Annotated in this window: 17 protein-coding genes; 8 read left to right on the top strand and 9 right to left on the bottom strand. The window is 71.9% G+C overall.

The features are described from left to right. Positions 1 to 263 precede the first annotated feature (263 nt). Genes ACFQ79_RS37255 through ACFQ79_RS37235 form a run of 5 tightly spaced genes read left to right on the top strand, consistent with a single transcriptional unit; the run spans position 264 to position 4,956 of the window. The gene (locus ACFQ79_RS37255; RefSeq protein WP_383591919.1) at positions 264 to 1,394 is read left to right on the top strand and encodes a hypothetical protein; all 1,131 of its coding nucleotides are present in this window, start codon (positions 264 to 266) and stop codon (positions 1,392 to 1,394) included. Beyond that, positions 1,391 to 2,608 carry a toxic anion resistance protein gene (locus ACFQ79_RS37250; RefSeq protein WP_383591917.1) on the top strand — a complete coding sequence of 406 codons (1,218 nt, stop codon included), beginning with the start codon at positions 1,391 to 1,393 and terminating at the stop codon, positions 2,606 to 2,608. The genes ACFQ79_RS37255 and ACFQ79_RS37250 overlap by 4 nt, the downstream gene beginning before the upstream one ends. Next, positions 2,605 to 4,215 carry a substrate-binding domain-containing protein gene (locus ACFQ79_RS37245; protein ID WP_383591914.1) on the top strand — a complete coding sequence of 537 codons (1,611 nt, stop codon included), beginning with the start codon at positions 2,605 to 2,607 and terminating at the stop codon, positions 4,213 to 4,215. The genes ACFQ79_RS37250 and ACFQ79_RS37245 overlap by 4 nt, the downstream gene beginning before the upstream one ends. Next, positions 4,202 to 4,804, top strand: coding sequence for a hypothetical protein (locus ACFQ79_RS37240; protein WP_383591911.1), 603 nt, complete (start codon positions 4,202 to 4,204; stop codon positions 4,802 to 4,804). Before ACFQ79_RS37245 ends, ACFQ79_RS37240 begins: the two co-directional genes overlap by 14 nt. 20 nt (positions 4,805 to 4,824) lie before the next feature. Then, positions 4,825 to 4,956 carry a hypothetical protein gene (locus ACFQ79_RS37235; protein ID WP_383591909.1) on the top strand — a complete coding sequence of 44 codons (132 nt, stop codon included), beginning with the start codon at positions 4,825 to 4,827 and terminating at the stop codon, positions 4,954 to 4,956. Between the two features lie 138 nt (positions 4,957 to 5,094). On the opposite strand, the gene ACFQ79_RS37230 is transcribed toward ACFQ79_RS37235, so the two are convergent. Next, positions 5,095 to 6,918, bottom strand: coding sequence for a phosphoenolpyruvate carboxykinase (GTP) (locus ACFQ79_RS37230; RefSeq protein WP_383591906.1), 1,824 nt, complete (start codon positions 6,916 to 6,918; stop codon positions 5,095 to 5,097). A 195-nt stretch (positions 6,919 to 7,113) separates the two neighbouring features. On the opposite strand from ACFQ79_RS37230, the gene ACFQ79_RS37225 reads away from it, so the two are divergent. Next, positions 7,114 to 7,815, top strand: a complete 702-nt coding sequence (locus tag ACFQ79_RS37225; protein WP_383591903.1) for a hemolysin III family protein — start codon at positions 7,114 to 7,116, stop codon at positions 7,813 to 7,815. Positions 7,816 to 7,855: 40 nt separating this feature from the next. Here the strand turns inward: ACFQ79_RS37225 and ACFQ79_RS37220 are convergent, their stop codons facing one another. Genes ACFQ79_RS37220 through ACFQ79_RS37210 form a run of 3 tightly spaced genes read right to left on the bottom strand, consistent with a single transcriptional unit; the run spans position 7,856 to position 10,056 of the window. After that, complete coding sequence (locus ACFQ79_RS37220; RefSeq protein WP_383591901.1) at positions 7,856 to 8,878, bottom strand: glycoside hydrolase family 26 protein; 1,023 nt, start codon at positions 8,876 to 8,878, stop codon at positions 7,856 to 7,858. A 1-nt stretch (position 8,879) separates the two neighbouring features. Then, positions 8,880 to 9,533, bottom strand: a complete 654-nt coding sequence (locus ACFQ79_RS37215) for a vitamin K epoxide reductase family protein (RefSeq protein WP_383591898.1) — start codon at positions 9,531 to 9,533, stop codon at positions 8,880 to 8,882. Between the two features lie 19 nt (positions 9,534 to 9,552). Continuing rightward, positions 9,553 to 10,056, bottom strand: a complete 504-nt coding sequence (locus ACFQ79_RS37210) for a DUF5949 family protein (protein ID WP_319310243.1) — start codon at positions 10,054 to 10,056, stop codon at positions 9,553 to 9,555. 148 nt (positions 10,057 to 10,204) lie between these two features. Between ACFQ79_RS37210 and ACFQ79_RS37205 the strand changes: the two genes are divergently transcribed. Continuing rightward, positions 10,205 to 10,618, top strand: coding sequence for a tyrosinase family oxidase copper chaperone (locus ACFQ79_RS37205; RefSeq protein WP_383591896.1), 414 nt, complete (start codon positions 10,205 to 10,207; stop codon positions 10,616 to 10,618). After that, complete coding sequence (locus ACFQ79_RS37200) at positions 10,602 to 11,468, top strand: tyrosinase family protein (RefSeq protein WP_383591893.1); 867 nt, start codon at positions 10,602 to 10,604, stop codon at positions 11,466 to 11,468. The genes ACFQ79_RS37205 and ACFQ79_RS37200 overlap by 17 nt, the downstream gene beginning before the upstream one ends. Positions 11,469 to 11,569: 101 nt before the next feature. On the opposite strand, the gene ACFQ79_RS37195 is transcribed toward ACFQ79_RS37200, so the two are convergent. From ACFQ79_RS37195 to ACFQ79_RS37175, 5 genes are all read right to left on the bottom strand, one after another. Then, the gene (locus ACFQ79_RS37195) at positions 11,570 to 11,845 is read right to left on the bottom strand and encodes a chaplin (protein WP_030324043.1); all 276 of its coding nucleotides are present in this window, start codon (positions 11,843 to 11,845) and stop codon (positions 11,570 to 11,572) included. Between the two features lie 356 nt (positions 11,846 to 12,201). Continuing rightward, positions 12,202 to 12,714 (bottom strand): hypothetical protein, encoded by a 513-nt coding sequence (locus ACFQ79_RS37190; RefSeq protein WP_383591890.1) that lies wholly within the window; start codon positions 12,712 to 12,714, stop codon positions 12,202 to 12,204. A 117-nt stretch (positions 12,715 to 12,831) separates the two neighbouring features. After that, positions 12,832 to 13,692, bottom strand: coding sequence for a hypothetical protein (locus ACFQ79_RS37185; protein ID WP_383591887.1), 861 nt, complete (start codon positions 13,690 to 13,692; stop codon positions 12,832 to 12,834). A 255-nt stretch (positions 13,693 to 13,947) separates the two neighbouring features. Next, on the bottom strand, positions 13,948 to 14,229 hold the full coding sequence (locus ACFQ79_RS37180) for a hypothetical protein (protein WP_383591884.1): 282 nt from the start codon (positions 14,227 to 14,229) through the stop codon (positions 13,948 to 13,950). A 261-nt stretch (positions 14,230 to 14,490) separates the two neighbouring features. Next, positions 14,491 to 15,393 (bottom strand): hypothetical protein, encoded by a 903-nt coding sequence (locus ACFQ79_RS37175; RefSeq protein WP_383591881.1) that lies wholly within the window; start codon positions 15,391 to 15,393, stop codon positions 14,491 to 14,493. Positions 15,394 to 15,629 lie beyond the last annotated feature (236 nt).

The raw sequence follows: 15,629 nt of genomic DNA, 5'->3' as shown, positions 1-15,629 counted from the left end.
GCACGAACCGCGCGGACCGGGCGCCATCCACCCGGCACACCCCCGCACCGCCACCACCCGGCACACCTGCGCGCCCTCGCCCCGGCACACCCCCGCACCCTCGCCGGCGCCCCCGGCACGCCCCCGCGCCATCGCCGACACCGCTCCTCCCGCCTCTCCACATCCCCTCCCCACCCCGAAACCGCGGAGATACGGCAGCCCACGCTCCGGTTCGGTACCGGGATCGCTCCTTCACCCCCCGTACACCCGACTCCCCCTGGAATGTGGGTTTCCGTGAGCACGCTGCCCACGTGAGACGCATCCTGGGAATCGTCCTGGCCGTCCTTCTCCTCGGCGGCGTGGCCGCCGTCCTCGTGACGGGCGGCGACAAGGACACGGGCACGGCAACGAAGACCGTGCGAGGAGTCATCGGGTCGGAGAAGGCGGAGTTCTTCACCGACCCTCAGGTGGTGAAGGCCCTCGCCGCGAAGGGCTTCACCGTGGGCACCGAGACCTCCGGGTCCTGGGACATGGAGGAACTGCCCCTCGACGGCTACGACTTCGCCTTCCCGTCCTCCAAGGCCCCGGCCGACGGACTGCGCGCGAAGGCCGCGCAGAAGACGAAGGCGACGACGGCCCCGCTGCGGCCCTTCTACTCGCCGCTCGTCGTCGTCGCGCACAGCGCCGCCGCCCGGGTCCTCGCCCGGAACGGCCTGGCGACCCTGGGGCCGCGCGGCACCAGCGGCACCCTGAAGATGGACGCCTACCTCGCGGCGGCCCGCGCCGACCGGACCTGGCAGCAGCTCAAGGGCTCCGCCGGACACTCCGAGCTGAGCGGCACCCTCTTCATCACCTCCACCGATCCGGTCGCCTCCAACTCGGGCGCCCTCTACCTCGCCGCCGCGAGCTACGTCGCCGACGGCGGCCGGGTCGCGAGCAACAAGGCGGCGATCACGCGCACCGCCCCGCTGCTGCGCAAGCTCGTGCAGGTGCAGGGCGCGCAGCAGTCCGGTTCGGACGCCCCCTTCCGCGACTTCATCAGCGGCGTCGGCAACCCGCTCGTCCTCGTGTACGAGTCCCAGGTCGCCGCCCAGCTCCTGGCCGGCCGGCCGATGGGCGACCTCGTCGTCCTCTACCCGGACACCACCGTCAGCAGCGACCACACCCTCGTACCGCTCACCGAGAACGGCCGAGCACTCGGCGAACTCCTCTCCACCGACCCCGAGTTGCGGAGACTCGCGGTCCGCCACGGCTTCCGGCCGCAGGGCGCGGCGAGCGAGTTCACCACCGCGACCCAGAGTCACACCGCCTACCTCAACCAGACGCTGACCGGTGTCCGCCAGGCGCCCGTGCCCACCGGCAAGGTGCTGCACGAGATGGCCCTGCGGGCCCGCGACCAGGGGGACACCGCATGACCACGCCCGAGGATCCGAGAAGAACGATGGCCCTGACACCTCCCGAGCACGACACCCCGCTGGTCCTCACCCCGCCCGAGCCCGTGCCGCCGGTCCGCGCCGCGCAGGCCTCCGGCCTGGTGCCGGTCGACGAGGCCACCCGTACGGAGCTGTCCCGGCGGGCCGCCGAGTACGTCGGCTCGATCGAGGGACTCGACCCGCGCTCCCCCGAGTTCACCGGCCGCATCGGCGAGATCGCGGGACTCGGCGCGGGCGAGATGCGCTCCGCCACGCAGCAGTCCAACCGGATGCTCGACCGTACGATCCGCTCGCTCGACTCCGGAGCCGGCGGCGACGCCCAGTCCCGGGTCGGCTCGTCCCTCGTCGAACTCCGGCGCACCATCACGGACCTGGACCCCCGCGACACCCCCGGCAAGGGCATCAAGGGGCTGCTCTCGAAACTCCCCGGCGGCAACAAGCTCCGCGACCACGTCGCCAGGTACGCCTCCTCGCAGGCCACGCTGAACCGGATCGTCGGTTCCCTGCGCGGCGGCCAGGACGAACTGCGCCGCGACAACGCCGCGTTGCAGACGGAGCGGGCCCGGCTCTGGGAGACCATGGGCAAGCTCCAGGAGTACGCGGTGCTCACCGACGCGCTCGACGCGGCCGTGGAGCAGCGCATCTCCACCACGGCCGACCCGGCCCAGGCGGACGCGCTGCGCGCGGACGTCCTCTTCCCGGTCCGCCAGAAGCACCAGGACCTGCTGACCCAGCTCGCCGTCTGCGCCCAGGGATACCTGGCGATGGACGTGGTCCGCCGGAACAACGACGAACTGATCAAGGGCGTGGACCGGGCCGCGACGACGACCGTGTCGGCGCTGCGGATCGCGGTGATGCTGGCCTCGGCGCTCGAGAACCAGCGGAAGGTCACCGCGCAGGTGGACGCACTGCGCTCGACGACCGAGGACCTGGTCCGCGGCAACGCCGAGATGCTGGCCACCCAGGCGGGCGAGATCCAGCGGATCGCGGCGGACCCGGCGGTGGGCGCGGAGACCCTCCGCACGGCGTTCCAGCAGATCTACCGGACGCTCGACGCCATCGACACGTACAAGGCGCAGGCGACGGAGTCGATGGCGGCGACGGTCGAGTCGCTGACCGCCGAACTCCAGGAGGCGAGCGCGCACCTGGCGCGCAGCCGCCGCACCGGCGCGCTGGAGGGTGGCGACCGCGCATGACGACGACCCGTACGCAGCGCCGCCGTTCCCTGTCCCGCACCGTCGCCGGGCTCGCTCTCGCCCTCCTCGTCACCGCCTGCTCCGGCGGGTCCGGGTCCGGGGACAGCGGGGGCGGAGCCACCGGCCGGCCCGACGAGCAGGGCCAGGAGGCCGTCGCGGGCACCCTCCGGGTCCTCGCCTCCTCCGAACTCGCCGACATGGCACCGATCCTCGAAGAGGCCCGCAAGTCCGTCGGCGTCACCGTCCGGCCCACCTACGTCGGCACCCTCGACGCCGTCGAGCAGATCGCGTCGGGCGAGGCGGAGAAGAACTACGACGCGGTCTGGCTCTCCTCCAACGACTATCTGCGACTCCGGCCGGACACCGCGAAGAAGATCACCGGCGAGACCCCGATCATGGCCTCGCCCGTCGCCCTCGGGGTACGTCCGGCGGTCGTCGCCCGGCTCGGCTGGGACCCGGCGAAGGTCACCTGGTCGCAGCTGCACCGGGCGGTCGCCGACGGGAAGCTGACGTACGGCATGACCGACCCGATGCGCTCCAACTCGGGCTTCTCCGCGCTGGTCTCGGTCGCCTCCGGGCTCTCCGGGGCCCAGTCGGCGCTCACCGAGCAGGACGTCACCGAGGCCACCCCGCGGCTCAAGGAGTTCTTCACCGGCCAGAAGCTGACCTCGGGCTCCTCCGGCTGGCTCGCCACCGCGTACGCCCGCCGCACCGACGTCGACGCGCTCGTGAACTACGAGTCGGTCCTGCTGTCCGCGCCCGGCGGACTGACGGTGATCCGGCCGTCCGACGGCGTCGTGACGGCCGACTACCCGCTGACCCTGCTCACCTCCGCCCGGCCCGAGGCGAAGGCGGCGGCCGGGAAGCTCACCACGTTCCTGCGGACCCCGGACGCCCAGCGGCAGATCACCGAGAAGACGCTGCGCCGCCCGGTCGTCCCCGGCGTCCGCCCCGCCTCGGCCCTCGCCCGGGACCAGCGGCGCGAGCTGCCGTTCCCCGGCAGCCGGAAGGTGGCGGACGGGCTGCTCGACGCGTACGACAACACCCTGCGCCGGCCGTCCCGCACGGTGTACGTGCTCGACACCTCGGGTTCGATGAGCGGTGAGCGGCTCGAACGCCTCAAGAAGGCCCTGGTGGAGCTGACCGGTGACTTCCGGGACCGGGAGGAGGTCACCCTGATGCCCTTCGGTTCCGTCGTGAAGCGGGACGAGGTCCGTACGCACACGGTCGACCCGGCCTCGCCGCGGGCGGCGCTCGACGCGATCAAGGGGGACGCGCAGAGGCTCTCGGCCTCCGGGGGCACCGCGATCTACTCCAGTGTCCAGGAGGCGTACCGCTTCCTCGGGAAGTCCCGCGGTGACGCGTTCACCTCGATCGTCCTCATGACGGACGGGGAGAACACCGACGGCGACCCGGCCGGCGCGTTCGACAGCTTCTACTCCTCCCTGTCCGCCGAGCAGAAGCGCACGCCGGTCTTCCCGATCCTCTTCGGGGACTCCGACCGCGGCGAGCTCGACCACATCGCGAGCCTGACCGGCGGCAAGCTCTTCGACGCCAACCGGGGTTCGCTGGACGGTGCCTTCGAGGAGATCCGTGGCTACCAGTGACAGACCCTGGAACGCCGTGCTCCGGTACGCCGAGTCCCGCAAGAACCTCTTCGGCTCCGTCTTCGGTCTGGCCGGCGTCGGCATCGCCCTCACCGGGGCCGCGGGCGCCCTCTGGCCGCTGGTGGTCGGCGGCCTGTACACGGCGGGGGCGCTGATCGCCCCGCCCGACCGGCCGGCGGCCCCGGAGTTCGCCGACGAGGGGGACCGGCTCGACGGGCTGCGGGCCGACTTCGCGCGGCTGCGCGCGTACCTGGCGGAGGCGGAGCTGCCGGATGCCGCGGGCGAGCGTCTGACGACGCTCGACACCCTCGTCGAGGCCCTGCTCGCTCCGGGCTGGGTGACCGACCCGGAGCATCTGCACGTGCTGGCCCGCGCGGTCCGCCAGGACATCCCGGAGGCCGTCGACACGTTCGTACGGACGCGGTGGTGGTCCCGGTTCGCCCCGGGCGCGGAACAGCCGGAGCACCACCTGGAGCGCCAGCTGGCCGCGCTCCACGAGGAGCTGACGGCGATCGCCGCCGCGCTCCAGGAGGCGGAGGCCGTCCGGCAGCAGATTCACACCCGGTACGTGGAGGGGCGCGACGGATGATCAGCGACCACGCATGATCGGTGAGGTTCCGTACCTCCTCCCGTGGCGCCCGCGCGGGCACCTGGGACGACGAGGGCAGCCTCTTCAAGAGCTTCCGCGGTGCCTGCCGCAGAGCGATCGCGACCGTCGGGGCCGGCCGGCCGATCCTCTGACCCGGACGCCGGCGGACATGCGCCGGCCCCCGGGGCCTGAGGGGGCTCCGGGGGCCGGTTGCGTCGTGGTGGGCCGTCGTGACCCCACTGGTCAGGGCGGTATCTCGGGGCAACCCACCACGAGTCTGCGGTGCGGGATCAGCCCAGGCGCTCGACGAGGGCGTGGTACTGGTCCCACAGCTCCTTCGGCGTGTGGTCGCCGAAGGTGTTGAGGTGGTCGGGGACGAGGGCGGCTTCCTCGCGCCACACGTCACGGTCGACCTTGAGGAGGAACTCCAGGTCCTCGGCCGGCAGGTCGAGGCCCTCGGTGTCGAGGGACTCCGCGGTCGGCAGGATGCCGATCGGGGTCTCGACGCCCTCGGCCTTGCCCTCCAGGCGCTCGACGATCCACTTCAGGACGCGGCTGTTCTCGCCGAAGCCGGGCCAGACGAACTTGCCGGCCTCGTTCTTGCGGAACCAGTTCACGTAGTAGATCTTCGGGAGCTTCGCGGCGTCCGCGGTGGCGCCGACCTTGACCCAGTGGGCCATGTAGTCGCCCATGTTGTAGCCGCAGAACGGCAGCATGGCGAAGGGGTCGCGGCGCAGCTCGCCGACCTTGCCCTCGGCGGCGGCGGTCTTCTCGGAGGCGACGTTCGCGCCGAGGAAGACGCCGTGGTTCCAGTCGAAGGACTCGGTGACCAGCGGGACGGCGGAGGCGCGGCGGCCGCCGAAGAGGATCGCCGAGATCGGGACGCCCTTGGTGTCCTCCCACTCGGGGGCGATCGTCGGGCACTGCCCGGCCGGGACGGTGAAGCGGGCGTTCGGGTGGGCGGCCGGCGTCTCGGACTCCGGCGTCCAGTCGTTGCCCTTCCAGTCCGTGAGGTGCGCGGGGGCCGTCTCGGTCATCCCCTCCCACCACACGTCGTTGTCGTCGGTGAGGGCGACGTTGGTGAAGACGGAGTTGCCCCAGAGGGTCTTCATGGCGTTGGCGTTGGTGTGCTCGCCGGTGCCGGGCGCGACGCCGAAGAAGCCGGCCTCGGGGTTGATCGCGTAGAGGCGACCGTCCTCGCCGAAGCGCATCCAGGCGATGTCGTCGCCGATGGTCTCGACGGTCCAGCCGGAGATCGTGGGCTCCAGCATGGCCAGGTTGGTCTTGCCGCAGGCGGACGGGAAGGCCGCGGCGACGTACTTCGCCTCGCCCTGCGGCGGGGTGAGCTTGAGGATCAGCATGTGCTCGGCGAGCCAGCCCTCGTCACGGGCCATGACGGAGGCGATGCGGAGCGCGTAGCACTTCTTGCCGAGCAGGGCGTTGCCGCCGTAGCCGGAGCCGTACGACCAGATCTCGCGGCTCTCGGGGAAGTGCGAGATGTACTTGGTGGAGTTGCAGGGCCACGGCACGTCCTCCTGGCCCTCCTCCAGGGGGGCGCCGAGGGTGTGGACGGCCTTGACGAAGAAGCCGTCGGTGCCGAGCTCGTCGAGGACGGCCTGTCCCATGCGGGTCATGGTGCGCATGGAGACGGCGACGTACGCGGAGTCGGTGATCTCGACGCCGATGGCGGAGAGCGGGGAGCCGACGGGGCCCATGCAGAAGGGCACGACGTACATGGTGCGGCCACGCATCGACCCGCGGAAGATGCCCTTCTCTCCCGCGAAGATCTCCTTCATCTCCGCCGGGGCCTTCCAGTGGTTGGTCGGGCCCGCGTCCTCCTCCTTCTCGGAGCAGATGAAGGTCCGGTCCTCGACGCGCGCGACGTCGGTCGGGTCGGAGGCGGCGTAGTACGAGTTCGGGCGCTTCACCGGGTCGAGCTTCGTGAAGGTTCCCTTGGCGACGAGCTCCTCGCACAGGCGCTCGTACTCCGCCTCGGAGCCGTCGCACCAGACGATGTTGTCCGGCTGGGTGATCTCCGCGATCTCGTTCACCCAGGAGACGAGCTCCTGGTGCTGGGTCGGAAGGGTCTGGGGAGCCGCGTTGTCGCGCGCCACGATTGCTCCTTGTAGAGGGGTTTTTTGGTGTGTGCCCCGTGGGGGCCGCGACCCGGATGCTTCGTAGCTGCTCATCCGGTGCCGACCGCACTCATTTGATCATCCGACGGATCCGCCCATATGTCCAGGGGCACGCACACGTGAGCATCGCCACTCACATCCAGGACCTACGGGGCCGTAGGTACGATTCCGTTCATGACTGCAGCCACGCCGGAAGTGACCCCGATCGAGCCGGATCCGATCGGGCAGGCCCCGTCGCTCCCGCTGAAGCCCCGGCTCAGAGGATGGCTGCACGCGGGCATGTTCCCCGCCGTGATCGTCGCCGGCCTGGTCCTGGTCGCCCTCTCCGACTCACCCCGCGCCCGCATCGCCTGCGGGATCTACGTCCTCACCGCCTGCCTGCTCTTCGGCATCAGCGCGCTGTACCACCGCGGCAACTGGGGCCCGCGCGGCGAGGCCGTGCTCCGGCGCCTCGACCACGCCAACATCTTCCTGATCATCGCGGGCACCTACACCCCGCTCACCCTGCTCCTGCTCCCCGACTCCACGGGCGAGCCGCTCATGTGGGCGGTCTGGGCGGCGGCCCTCGCCGGCATCGCCTTCCGGGTCTTCTGGGTCGGCGCCCCGCGCTGGCTGTACACGCCCTGCTACATCGCGATGGGCTGGGCCGCGGTCTTCTTCCTGCCCGACTTCATGCGCGCGGGCGGCATCGCCGTCCTCGTCCTCGTCATCGTCGGCGGACTGCTCTACAGCGCGGGCGGCGTCATCTACGGCATCAAGCGCCCGAACCCCTCACCGCGCTGGTTCGGCTTCCACGAGGTCTTCCACTCGCTGACGCTGGCCGCGTTCATCGTCCACTACGTCGGCATCTCCCTGGTCGCCTACCAGCACGCCTGACCGGACACCGGGAAGGCGCCCGGGAACGGAGCCGGCTCCCTCACGGGCCGGCCGTCCCTCCCAGTGCCTTCCTGACCACCCGCGCCGACTCGGGATTGTCGGCGCACCCCCACACCCCGTGCGGGCAGTAGTCGGTGACCGTCTGGTAGACGGGCCGGTGGGCCGCGAACCAGTCGAGCATCCCCCGCACGTACGCCGGGTTGTCACCGTTCCGGAAGAGCCCCCACTCCGGGTACGAGACCGGCTTGCCGTGCGCCGCCGCGAACCGCACATGGTGGGCGAGCCCGTACTCCTCGGACACCTGGTCCTCGAAGGAGAGCCCCGCGGGCTGGTCGTACGCGTCCAGCCCGATGATGTCGACGACGTCGTCCCCCGGGTAGCAGCGCGGCCACTCCACGGCGTCCCGCCCCCGGCTCGGCGTGAAGTCGAAGCGGAACCGCTGCCCCGCCACCCCCCGCAGCACCGCGACCACCCGCCGCCAGTACGCCTTCCAGGCCTCCGGGTCCGGCCCGCAGCGATGGCTGTACGTGGTTCCGTTCATCTCCCAGCCGAGCACCAGGACCGCGTCCCCCAGCCCGTGCTCCACCAGCCGCTCCCCCAGCGTCCTGAAGTGCCCGTCGAAGGCGCCGTCCGCGCCGCGCCGCAGCCCCGCCCGCACCTCGGCGTCCGGCAGCCCCGCCTCGCTGCGGTCCATCATCGGCACGTTCAGCACGAAGAGACGCCCCGGCCGCGCCTCCTTCCAGCGCGCCCAGGGCTCGAAGAGCGCCGGATGGCCCTCGATGTTGGACCAGCGGTCGCCCGGCAGATAGGTGTGCCCGACGGTCAGCGACCCGCCGCCGAGCCAGGCCTGCGCCTGGGCGATCCTGCGCACCCCGGCCTCGTCGGAGCCGGTGAAGAACCCGGACGGCACCCCGGGCAGCGGCGCCGGGTCCGGCTCGGGCACCGCCCGGATCCCGGTGTGCCGGTCGCCGGGGGCGATCCGGTCGTACGGCAGCAGGAGCACGAGAACGGCCGCGAGCAGCACGACGAGTGCGGCCCGCGGCCCGGGAAGGAGACGGCTCACGTCAGCTCGTCCAGAATTCCCACCAGCGGGTCAGGATCAGCATCCCGATGATCCCGATGTGCAGGACGGGCAGGGCGAAGGTGAACTCGCCGAGGAAGGTCCGCACACCCGCCGGGGCGGGGATCACACCGTGCCGGACGTTGTGCGCGGTGACGTACCAGAACATGACGATCGTGGCGACCCAGGCCAGGCAGCACCACAGGCAGAGCGCGTTGATCTCGTACAGCGACTGGTACATCAGCCAGGTGCAGAAGCCGACGCCGAAGAGCATGCCCGCGTTGAGGCCGAGCCAGAGCCAGCCCCGGTAGCGGGCCCCGGCCAGGAGCCCGGCACCGAGGGCGACGACGACGGCGTACGTGACGAGCCCGAGCATCGGGTTGGGGAAGCCGAAGACCCCCGCCTGCTCGCTCTTCATGATGTTGCCGCAGGACACGACCGGGTTGAGGCTGCACCCGGGCTGGAAGCCCGGGTCCTCGAGCAGCTTGAACTTGTCGATCGTGATCACCCAGCCGGACAGCACGCCGGCCGCCCCGGTGATCATCAGCATCCAGGCGAGGGCCCGGCTCCCGCCGATCGTCCCCGCGGTCTCCCGCGCGGACTCCTCCCGCTCCTGTCGCTGCTCCGGCACCCCGCCCCGTACGTTCACCGTCGCCATGGCGCGACCCCCTTCCCGCTCAGCCCTGCAGACGCCGGACGGGCATCAGGACGTGGGCGCTCTCCTTGAGCATCTCCTCGTCGGAGACGAACGCCCGCAGCCGCGCCTCGTCGACGGGCTGACCGGGGACCGCCTCGGGCCAGGGGCGCACGGAGCAGATCAGGTAGACCTGGCCGCGCTCGCGGGCCGCCTCCTGCCACTCGTCGGGCACCGGGCACTGCACCTTCAGGAACGGCAGGTTGAGGACGGCGGAGCCGCCCTCGACGAGCAGCGAGGCGGTGATCCCGGCGTCCTTGTCCAGATCGAAGAGCCGGTCGCCGACGGAGAGACCCATGGCCTCCAGGGCGGTCCGCATGGCCTGCTGACCCGCCTCCGGGCCGTCCCGGCCGTCGCCGAGCGAATACGCCATGAGAAACGGCGTACCGGCCGCATCGGCGGAGGGCTCGCTGGCCCACGGAATCACCGTGAGAGTTCCCAGCGGAGAGGCGCTGCGCGCCGAGGAAACGACGTTGGAAGTGGTCATGAATCGGATGCTAGTGCTCCAACCACCCTTTCCCCGCGCCGTTTTCACTCGAACGGCCGACATTCACGCCGCTGGCATTTTCGGCGCAACGAACCCGGGTTTTCATCGTTGTGCCCTGAGGGCTCCCCCGACCCCGAGGAGATCACTCATGATCGTCCCGCGCCGCGTCGCATTGCGGTCCCTCTTCGCGCTGGCCGTCACCGCTTTCACGGGGGGCGCCCTCGGCCGCGTCACGAGCCGCCCACCCTCCGGGGCACCCGAGGGGAGCGCGCAAGACCCGCACGCCTTCGACGAGATGTACGCGGGCCGTCGCATCCTGGGCTTCTCCGGCCCCGAGGGCGGACCGGTGGCCCTCGTGGACGGCCGGCCGCTGCATCTGATGCGCTGCGCCGACGGCGGCTACGTCACCCCCATCGACCACTACGAGTCCTGCCCGACGCCGCTGGCGGCCGTCCGCGCGGCCGTGGACGAGCTGGGCACCGCCCGGCTCTCCCCGCTCGCCGCCGCCCATGGCGTCCACACCGACCCGACGGGAGGGAGCCCGCGTGGTGTACACGCGTAAGAACCAGCGCGATCTGACCGGCGCCGAGCGCCGGAAGTTCGTCGCCGCCGTCCTGGAGCTCAAGCGAACGGGGGCGTACGACCGCTTCGTCCGCACCCACATCGACCACTACACGGCCGACGGGGAGGGGCGGCTCCGGGTCGCCCACATGACGCCGAGCTTCCTGCCCTGGCACCGCAAGTTCCTGCTGGAGTTCGAGACGGCCCTGCGCCGGATCGATCCGACGGTCTCCGTCCCGTACTGGGACTGGACCCGCGACAACAGTCCGGCGTCCTCGCTCTGGGGCGAGGACTTCCTCGGCGGCAACGGGCGCCGGGCCGACCTCCAGGTGATGACCGGCCCCTTCGCGCATTCCGCCGGACGCTGGACGATCACCCAGTCGATGACCGAGGAACGCTTCCTGACCAGGGACTTCGGCCGCCCCCGCGACCCGATCGCGCTGCCCACGCAGGCCCAGCTCGACGAGGTGATGCGGGAGCGGGTGTACGACGTGACGCCCTGGAACTCGACGAGCGCCTCCGGCTTCCGCAACCGCCTGGAGGGCTGGGCGCCGGGCCGGGGCAACGAACGGTTCCGCGTCCACAACCGGGTGCACCGGTGGGTCGGCGGTCTGATGCTCGGCGGCGGCTCCGTGAACGACCCGGTGTTCTGGCTGCACCACTCGTTCGTCGACCTGGTCTGGTCACGCTGGCAGCAGCGCAACCCGGGGGCCGCGTACCTTCCCGCGGAGCCGCCGCCGCTCGGGGACGCGCAGTACCGCAAGGTCGTCGCCCGGCACGAGCCGATGGCGCCCTGGGGCGTGACGCCGACGTCGATGTTCGACCACAGCCGGATCTACCGGTACGCCTGAGGGCCCCGGGAGACCCGAGGACCCGCCGCGGGCCTCCGTACCCCGTACACACGTGTCCCCCCGACCCGGCCGGATCGGGGGGACACGGTCGTCACGGGGGATCAGCCGCCGTAGCCGCCGTCACCGTTGTCGTGGCCGTCGGCGTTGATGCAGGTGTTGCCGAACGCCGGGTTCAGCAGACCGATGACGTTGACGGTGTTGCCGCAGAGGTTGACCGGGACGTGGACCGGGACCTGGACGACGTTGCCGGAGGCGACACCGGGCGAGTGGGCGGCGACGGCCTCGGCGCCCGAGTCGGCGACGGCCAGGCCGGCTCCGCTGAGGGCAACGGCACCCGTGCCGGCGAGAACAGCGGCAGCCTTCGCGATGCGAGACATCAAGAACTCCTTGGACGTGGAAAGCGACCGCAGGAATCACGGCCGTCAGTCCCGTTCAACGTCGTACCAGGGACCGGGTCACGGCTGTTGGGCCGAAAGGGAAGAAGGAAAACCGAAAAATGGCCCGCGGGCCGAGAACCGTCCGCCGCCGGATACGGCGGGACGGCCTCGGTCCACGGGCCGCGGCCATGCGACAAGCCTCCTGTTGCAACGAACGAAAGCCCTTTCGGTGGCGGGGAAGAATCGTGTCTTCACCCACGGGGCCGCCGATCGCACAGAAGTACGGAAAGGGCGGGGCCGCAGGGGAACGGCCTTTCGCCCCGCCGCGTCCCGACGGGCCTCGCCGAGCCGGCGCGTCAGCGCGCCTCGGGCGCCAGACCGAGCTGGGAGTCCAGCGCACCGCTCGCCATCGGGGGCAGCAGACCGACCCGGGGCTTCGCGAGGTCCGGAAGGCCCGCGAGACCGTTGCCCTTGGGGGCGACCACCGGGTTGCCGACGACGGCACCCGGGGTGGCCGCCGCCATCTCCGAGTGCGGGGTGGCGAAGAGCGCACGTCCGGGCTCGCTGCCCTTCAGGACCTCGGGCAGCGGGGCGTCCACCACCGTCGCGGGGAGGGTGCCGGTGAGCGGCACGCTGGGCAGCGCGAGGTCGGGCAGCGAGCCGATGCCCTGCTGGAAGCCGGTGGGTGCGCCGGGCATCGGGACGGGTACGCCGGTGGCCACCGTGGGGGCGTCCATCGGGAGCACCGGGTCGAGCCCCTGGAGGGGGACGATCACCGGCGCCTCGACGGCCGAGGCCGGGGCGGCCAGGGCGGCGGAGGCGAACGCGGTCATGAGGAGTCCCATGCCGGCGTGAGAGCGCAGAGTCATGTTCTGACAACGAGACCTTCGGGGGAACGTCGCCGGAACTCCCCCATGTGCAGCAACGGGCGAGGCCCTCACCGGTGAAGGTGAGGGCCTCGGTTGACGCTCGGCCGGTGTACGGGGTCAGTGGCGCCGGGCGATCCGGCCACCGCGCAGGTACACGACGGTGCCGCCGACGATCAGTGCGGCACTGATCGCGGCCGCGCCCATGAGCGCGGTCTCGCTGCCCGTGTCGGGAAGCTCGGGCGGCGTGGTGGGGGGCCTGGTCGTCGGATGCGTCGTCGGCTCCTCGCAACCGGGCTCCGGCTCCTCGCCCGGCGCCGGCTCCTCGCACTCACCCGGGTGGGTCGGCGGGTGCGTCGTCGGGGGGTGGGTCGGCGGATGCGTGGTGGGAGGCGTGGTCGGCGGGTGCGTCGGAGGCTTCGTCGGCGGGTGCGTGGTCGGCGGCGTCGTCGGGGGGTGCGTGGGCGGATGCGTCGTCGGCGGCTTCGTGGGAGGCGTCGTCGGCGGGTGCGTCGTGGGAGGCGTCGTCGGCGGCTTCGTCGGCGGGTGCGTGGGCGGGTGCGTCGTCGGCGGCTTCGTGGGAGGCGTCGTCGGCGGATGCGTCGGGGGGTGCGTCGGCGGATGCGTCGGCGGATGCGTCGGCGGATGCGTCGGCGGGTGGGTCGGCGGGTGCGTGGGTTCACCCGGATGAGTCGGCTCGCCGGGGTGCGTGGGTTCACCCGGCTCGTCGCCGTAGCCGCCGGGATCCTCCGCCTGGTCGCAGAGGTCACCGACGGCCGCGGCGACGAAACCGCCGAGTTCCGAGCTCTTCCCGCAGACGTCCGCAGGCAGCGGGGCCTGGACATGACCGGCGTTGCCGGGGCCCGGACCGTCGCCCGTACCGGCGTGGGAGTTCGCGGCCAGGGCGAATCCGCCGCTCAGCGACAGGATGCCGGTCGCTGCCGCCGCGGTGAGTACTTTCCTGCTGATGATGGACCGCATACCGCTCTTCCTCTGGAGAAGGGGAGAGACCGGCGAGGATCCCCCCTCGCTCCGACCGGCCTGATCCACGCCGACGTTCGCGTGGGACTGGCCAGAGGGTATGGGTCGGCGAACCCCGTGCAACGGGGGCCACACGGCAGCTGATCAGAAAATCATTCGATCAGCCGACCGTGGGAGACGGCGGCGCCGCGGCCGCCGCAAGTGCCCGCGAGGGCAGGGTTACTGAGGTGACGTCAGCCGGGCGAAGGCCGGGTGTCAGCCACCGACCGGCAGGCCGCCGGGGACCGGCAGGCCACCGAGCAGCGGCGCCGCCTTGGTGGTGTCGTTCAGCTGGGTCGCGGTGTCCGTGACGGTCTTGACCGGGGAGCCGTCCGTGGTGCTGCTCAGGACGTCCGACTTCAGCCCATTGGCGGCGATCGCTTCGAGGCCACCGTTCAGGCTGGTGGGGGTGAGCGCCTCCGTGGCCATGGCGGGAGCGGCAGCGCCGAGGGCCATCAGCGAACCGGCGACAACCGCGGCGACCTTGGTGGGCTTCATGAGATGAATCCTTCCTCTATACCTTCAAGTCACGTACTGCACAGGCCTCTTGGCTGAATCCCGTGCGCTTTGTTCTGCTTCTGTAACGAACGGCGTGCCGCACGGAAACTCCGGAAGGAAGGATTTCTCGACACTGCACCCGATCGATGCGGACCGGTGCTATTTGCCGATCGGACACCGCTGCGACCGGACCCCACCGCCACCGCACACGCCTGTGCCGGCCCGGCGGGACGCCGGGCCGGCACGAGGGCCTGCGGGTGGCTACCGGACCGGCAGCGGGGGCGTGACCGGCAGCTCGGGCACGTCGACCGGCGGGTCGACGGGCAGCTCGGGCGGGTCCACCGGCAGCTCGGGCGGGGTGACCGGGAGCGTGGGCAGCGCGGGCAGTCCGGCCAGGTCGGGAGCGGGCAGGCCGCTGCCGAGGACCGTGCCGACGACCAGGTTGACCAGCGAGGTCAGGGTCGCCGTGACCTGCGGTACGACTCCGCCGGCGTCGCCGGAGGTGACCGCGGCGAGCAGGGCGGCGACCGCCTTCTCGACCGTGGCGAGGGCGTCGGCGACGACGTCCGCCGGGGCGGCCGCCTTCTCGGCCCATACGGCCTTCGCGTCAGCCGCGACGGGCAGGGTCACGGGCGGCTTCACCGGCAGCGCCGGGGCTTCCACGGGTGGCGCCGCCGGGAGCTCGACGGGCGTTTCCACGGCCGGCGGCGTGACGGGGAGCTCGGCCGCGGGCGGCGTGACCGGGAGATCGGTCGACGGAGGCGTGACGGGAAGCTCGGCCGACGGGGGCGTGACCGGGAGGTCCGTCGACGGCGGTGTGACGGGCGCGTCGGGCAGCGGGGCCGGCGCGGTGGCCTTGGCCTCGTCGACGGCCGCCGCGATCTTGGCCTTGAAGGCCTCGGCGTCGGCCGCCGGGAGCTGACCGGAGTCGGCCTTGAGCGCGGCCGTGACGAGTTCGGCCACGGGAGTGGTCACCGAGCCGAGGTCTCCGAGCGCCTCGGCCTGGGTCAGCAGGGCGGCGGCGTCGGGGAGGGGTGCGCGGGCGGCCCGTTCGGCCGCGGTGGACGGATGACGTTCGTCGGCCATGGCGGGTCCCGCCGTGCCGAGGGTGATGACGGCGGATATCGCCAGGGCGGTGATGCGGCGTGTAGCCAGGGGACGCATATGTGTTCCTTTTCCTTATGCGTCGGACAACTTCCCTCTCACCGTGCCTGCGGGTATAGCCCTCCGCAACCGCAGAACTACTGAGCGCCACGCCTCCGTTCGAGTGAATCCACGCCTCGAACATGCCCCCCGAAGGGGCGTACGCCGTTGCACCGACCGGCGCACGACGGTGCCGCCGAACGAGTACCGACCCCATGACGACAAGGGAGAAGCCGGTGCGCCCACCCCGTCGGGGG

Origin of the sequence: Streptomyces sp. NPDC056480, assembly GCF_042795405.1 — a bacterium.
Lineage (GTDB): Bacteria > Actinomycetota > Actinomycetes > Streptomycetales > Streptomycetaceae > Streptomyces.
This window is presented reverse-complemented; position numbering and strand designations above follow the sequence as displayed.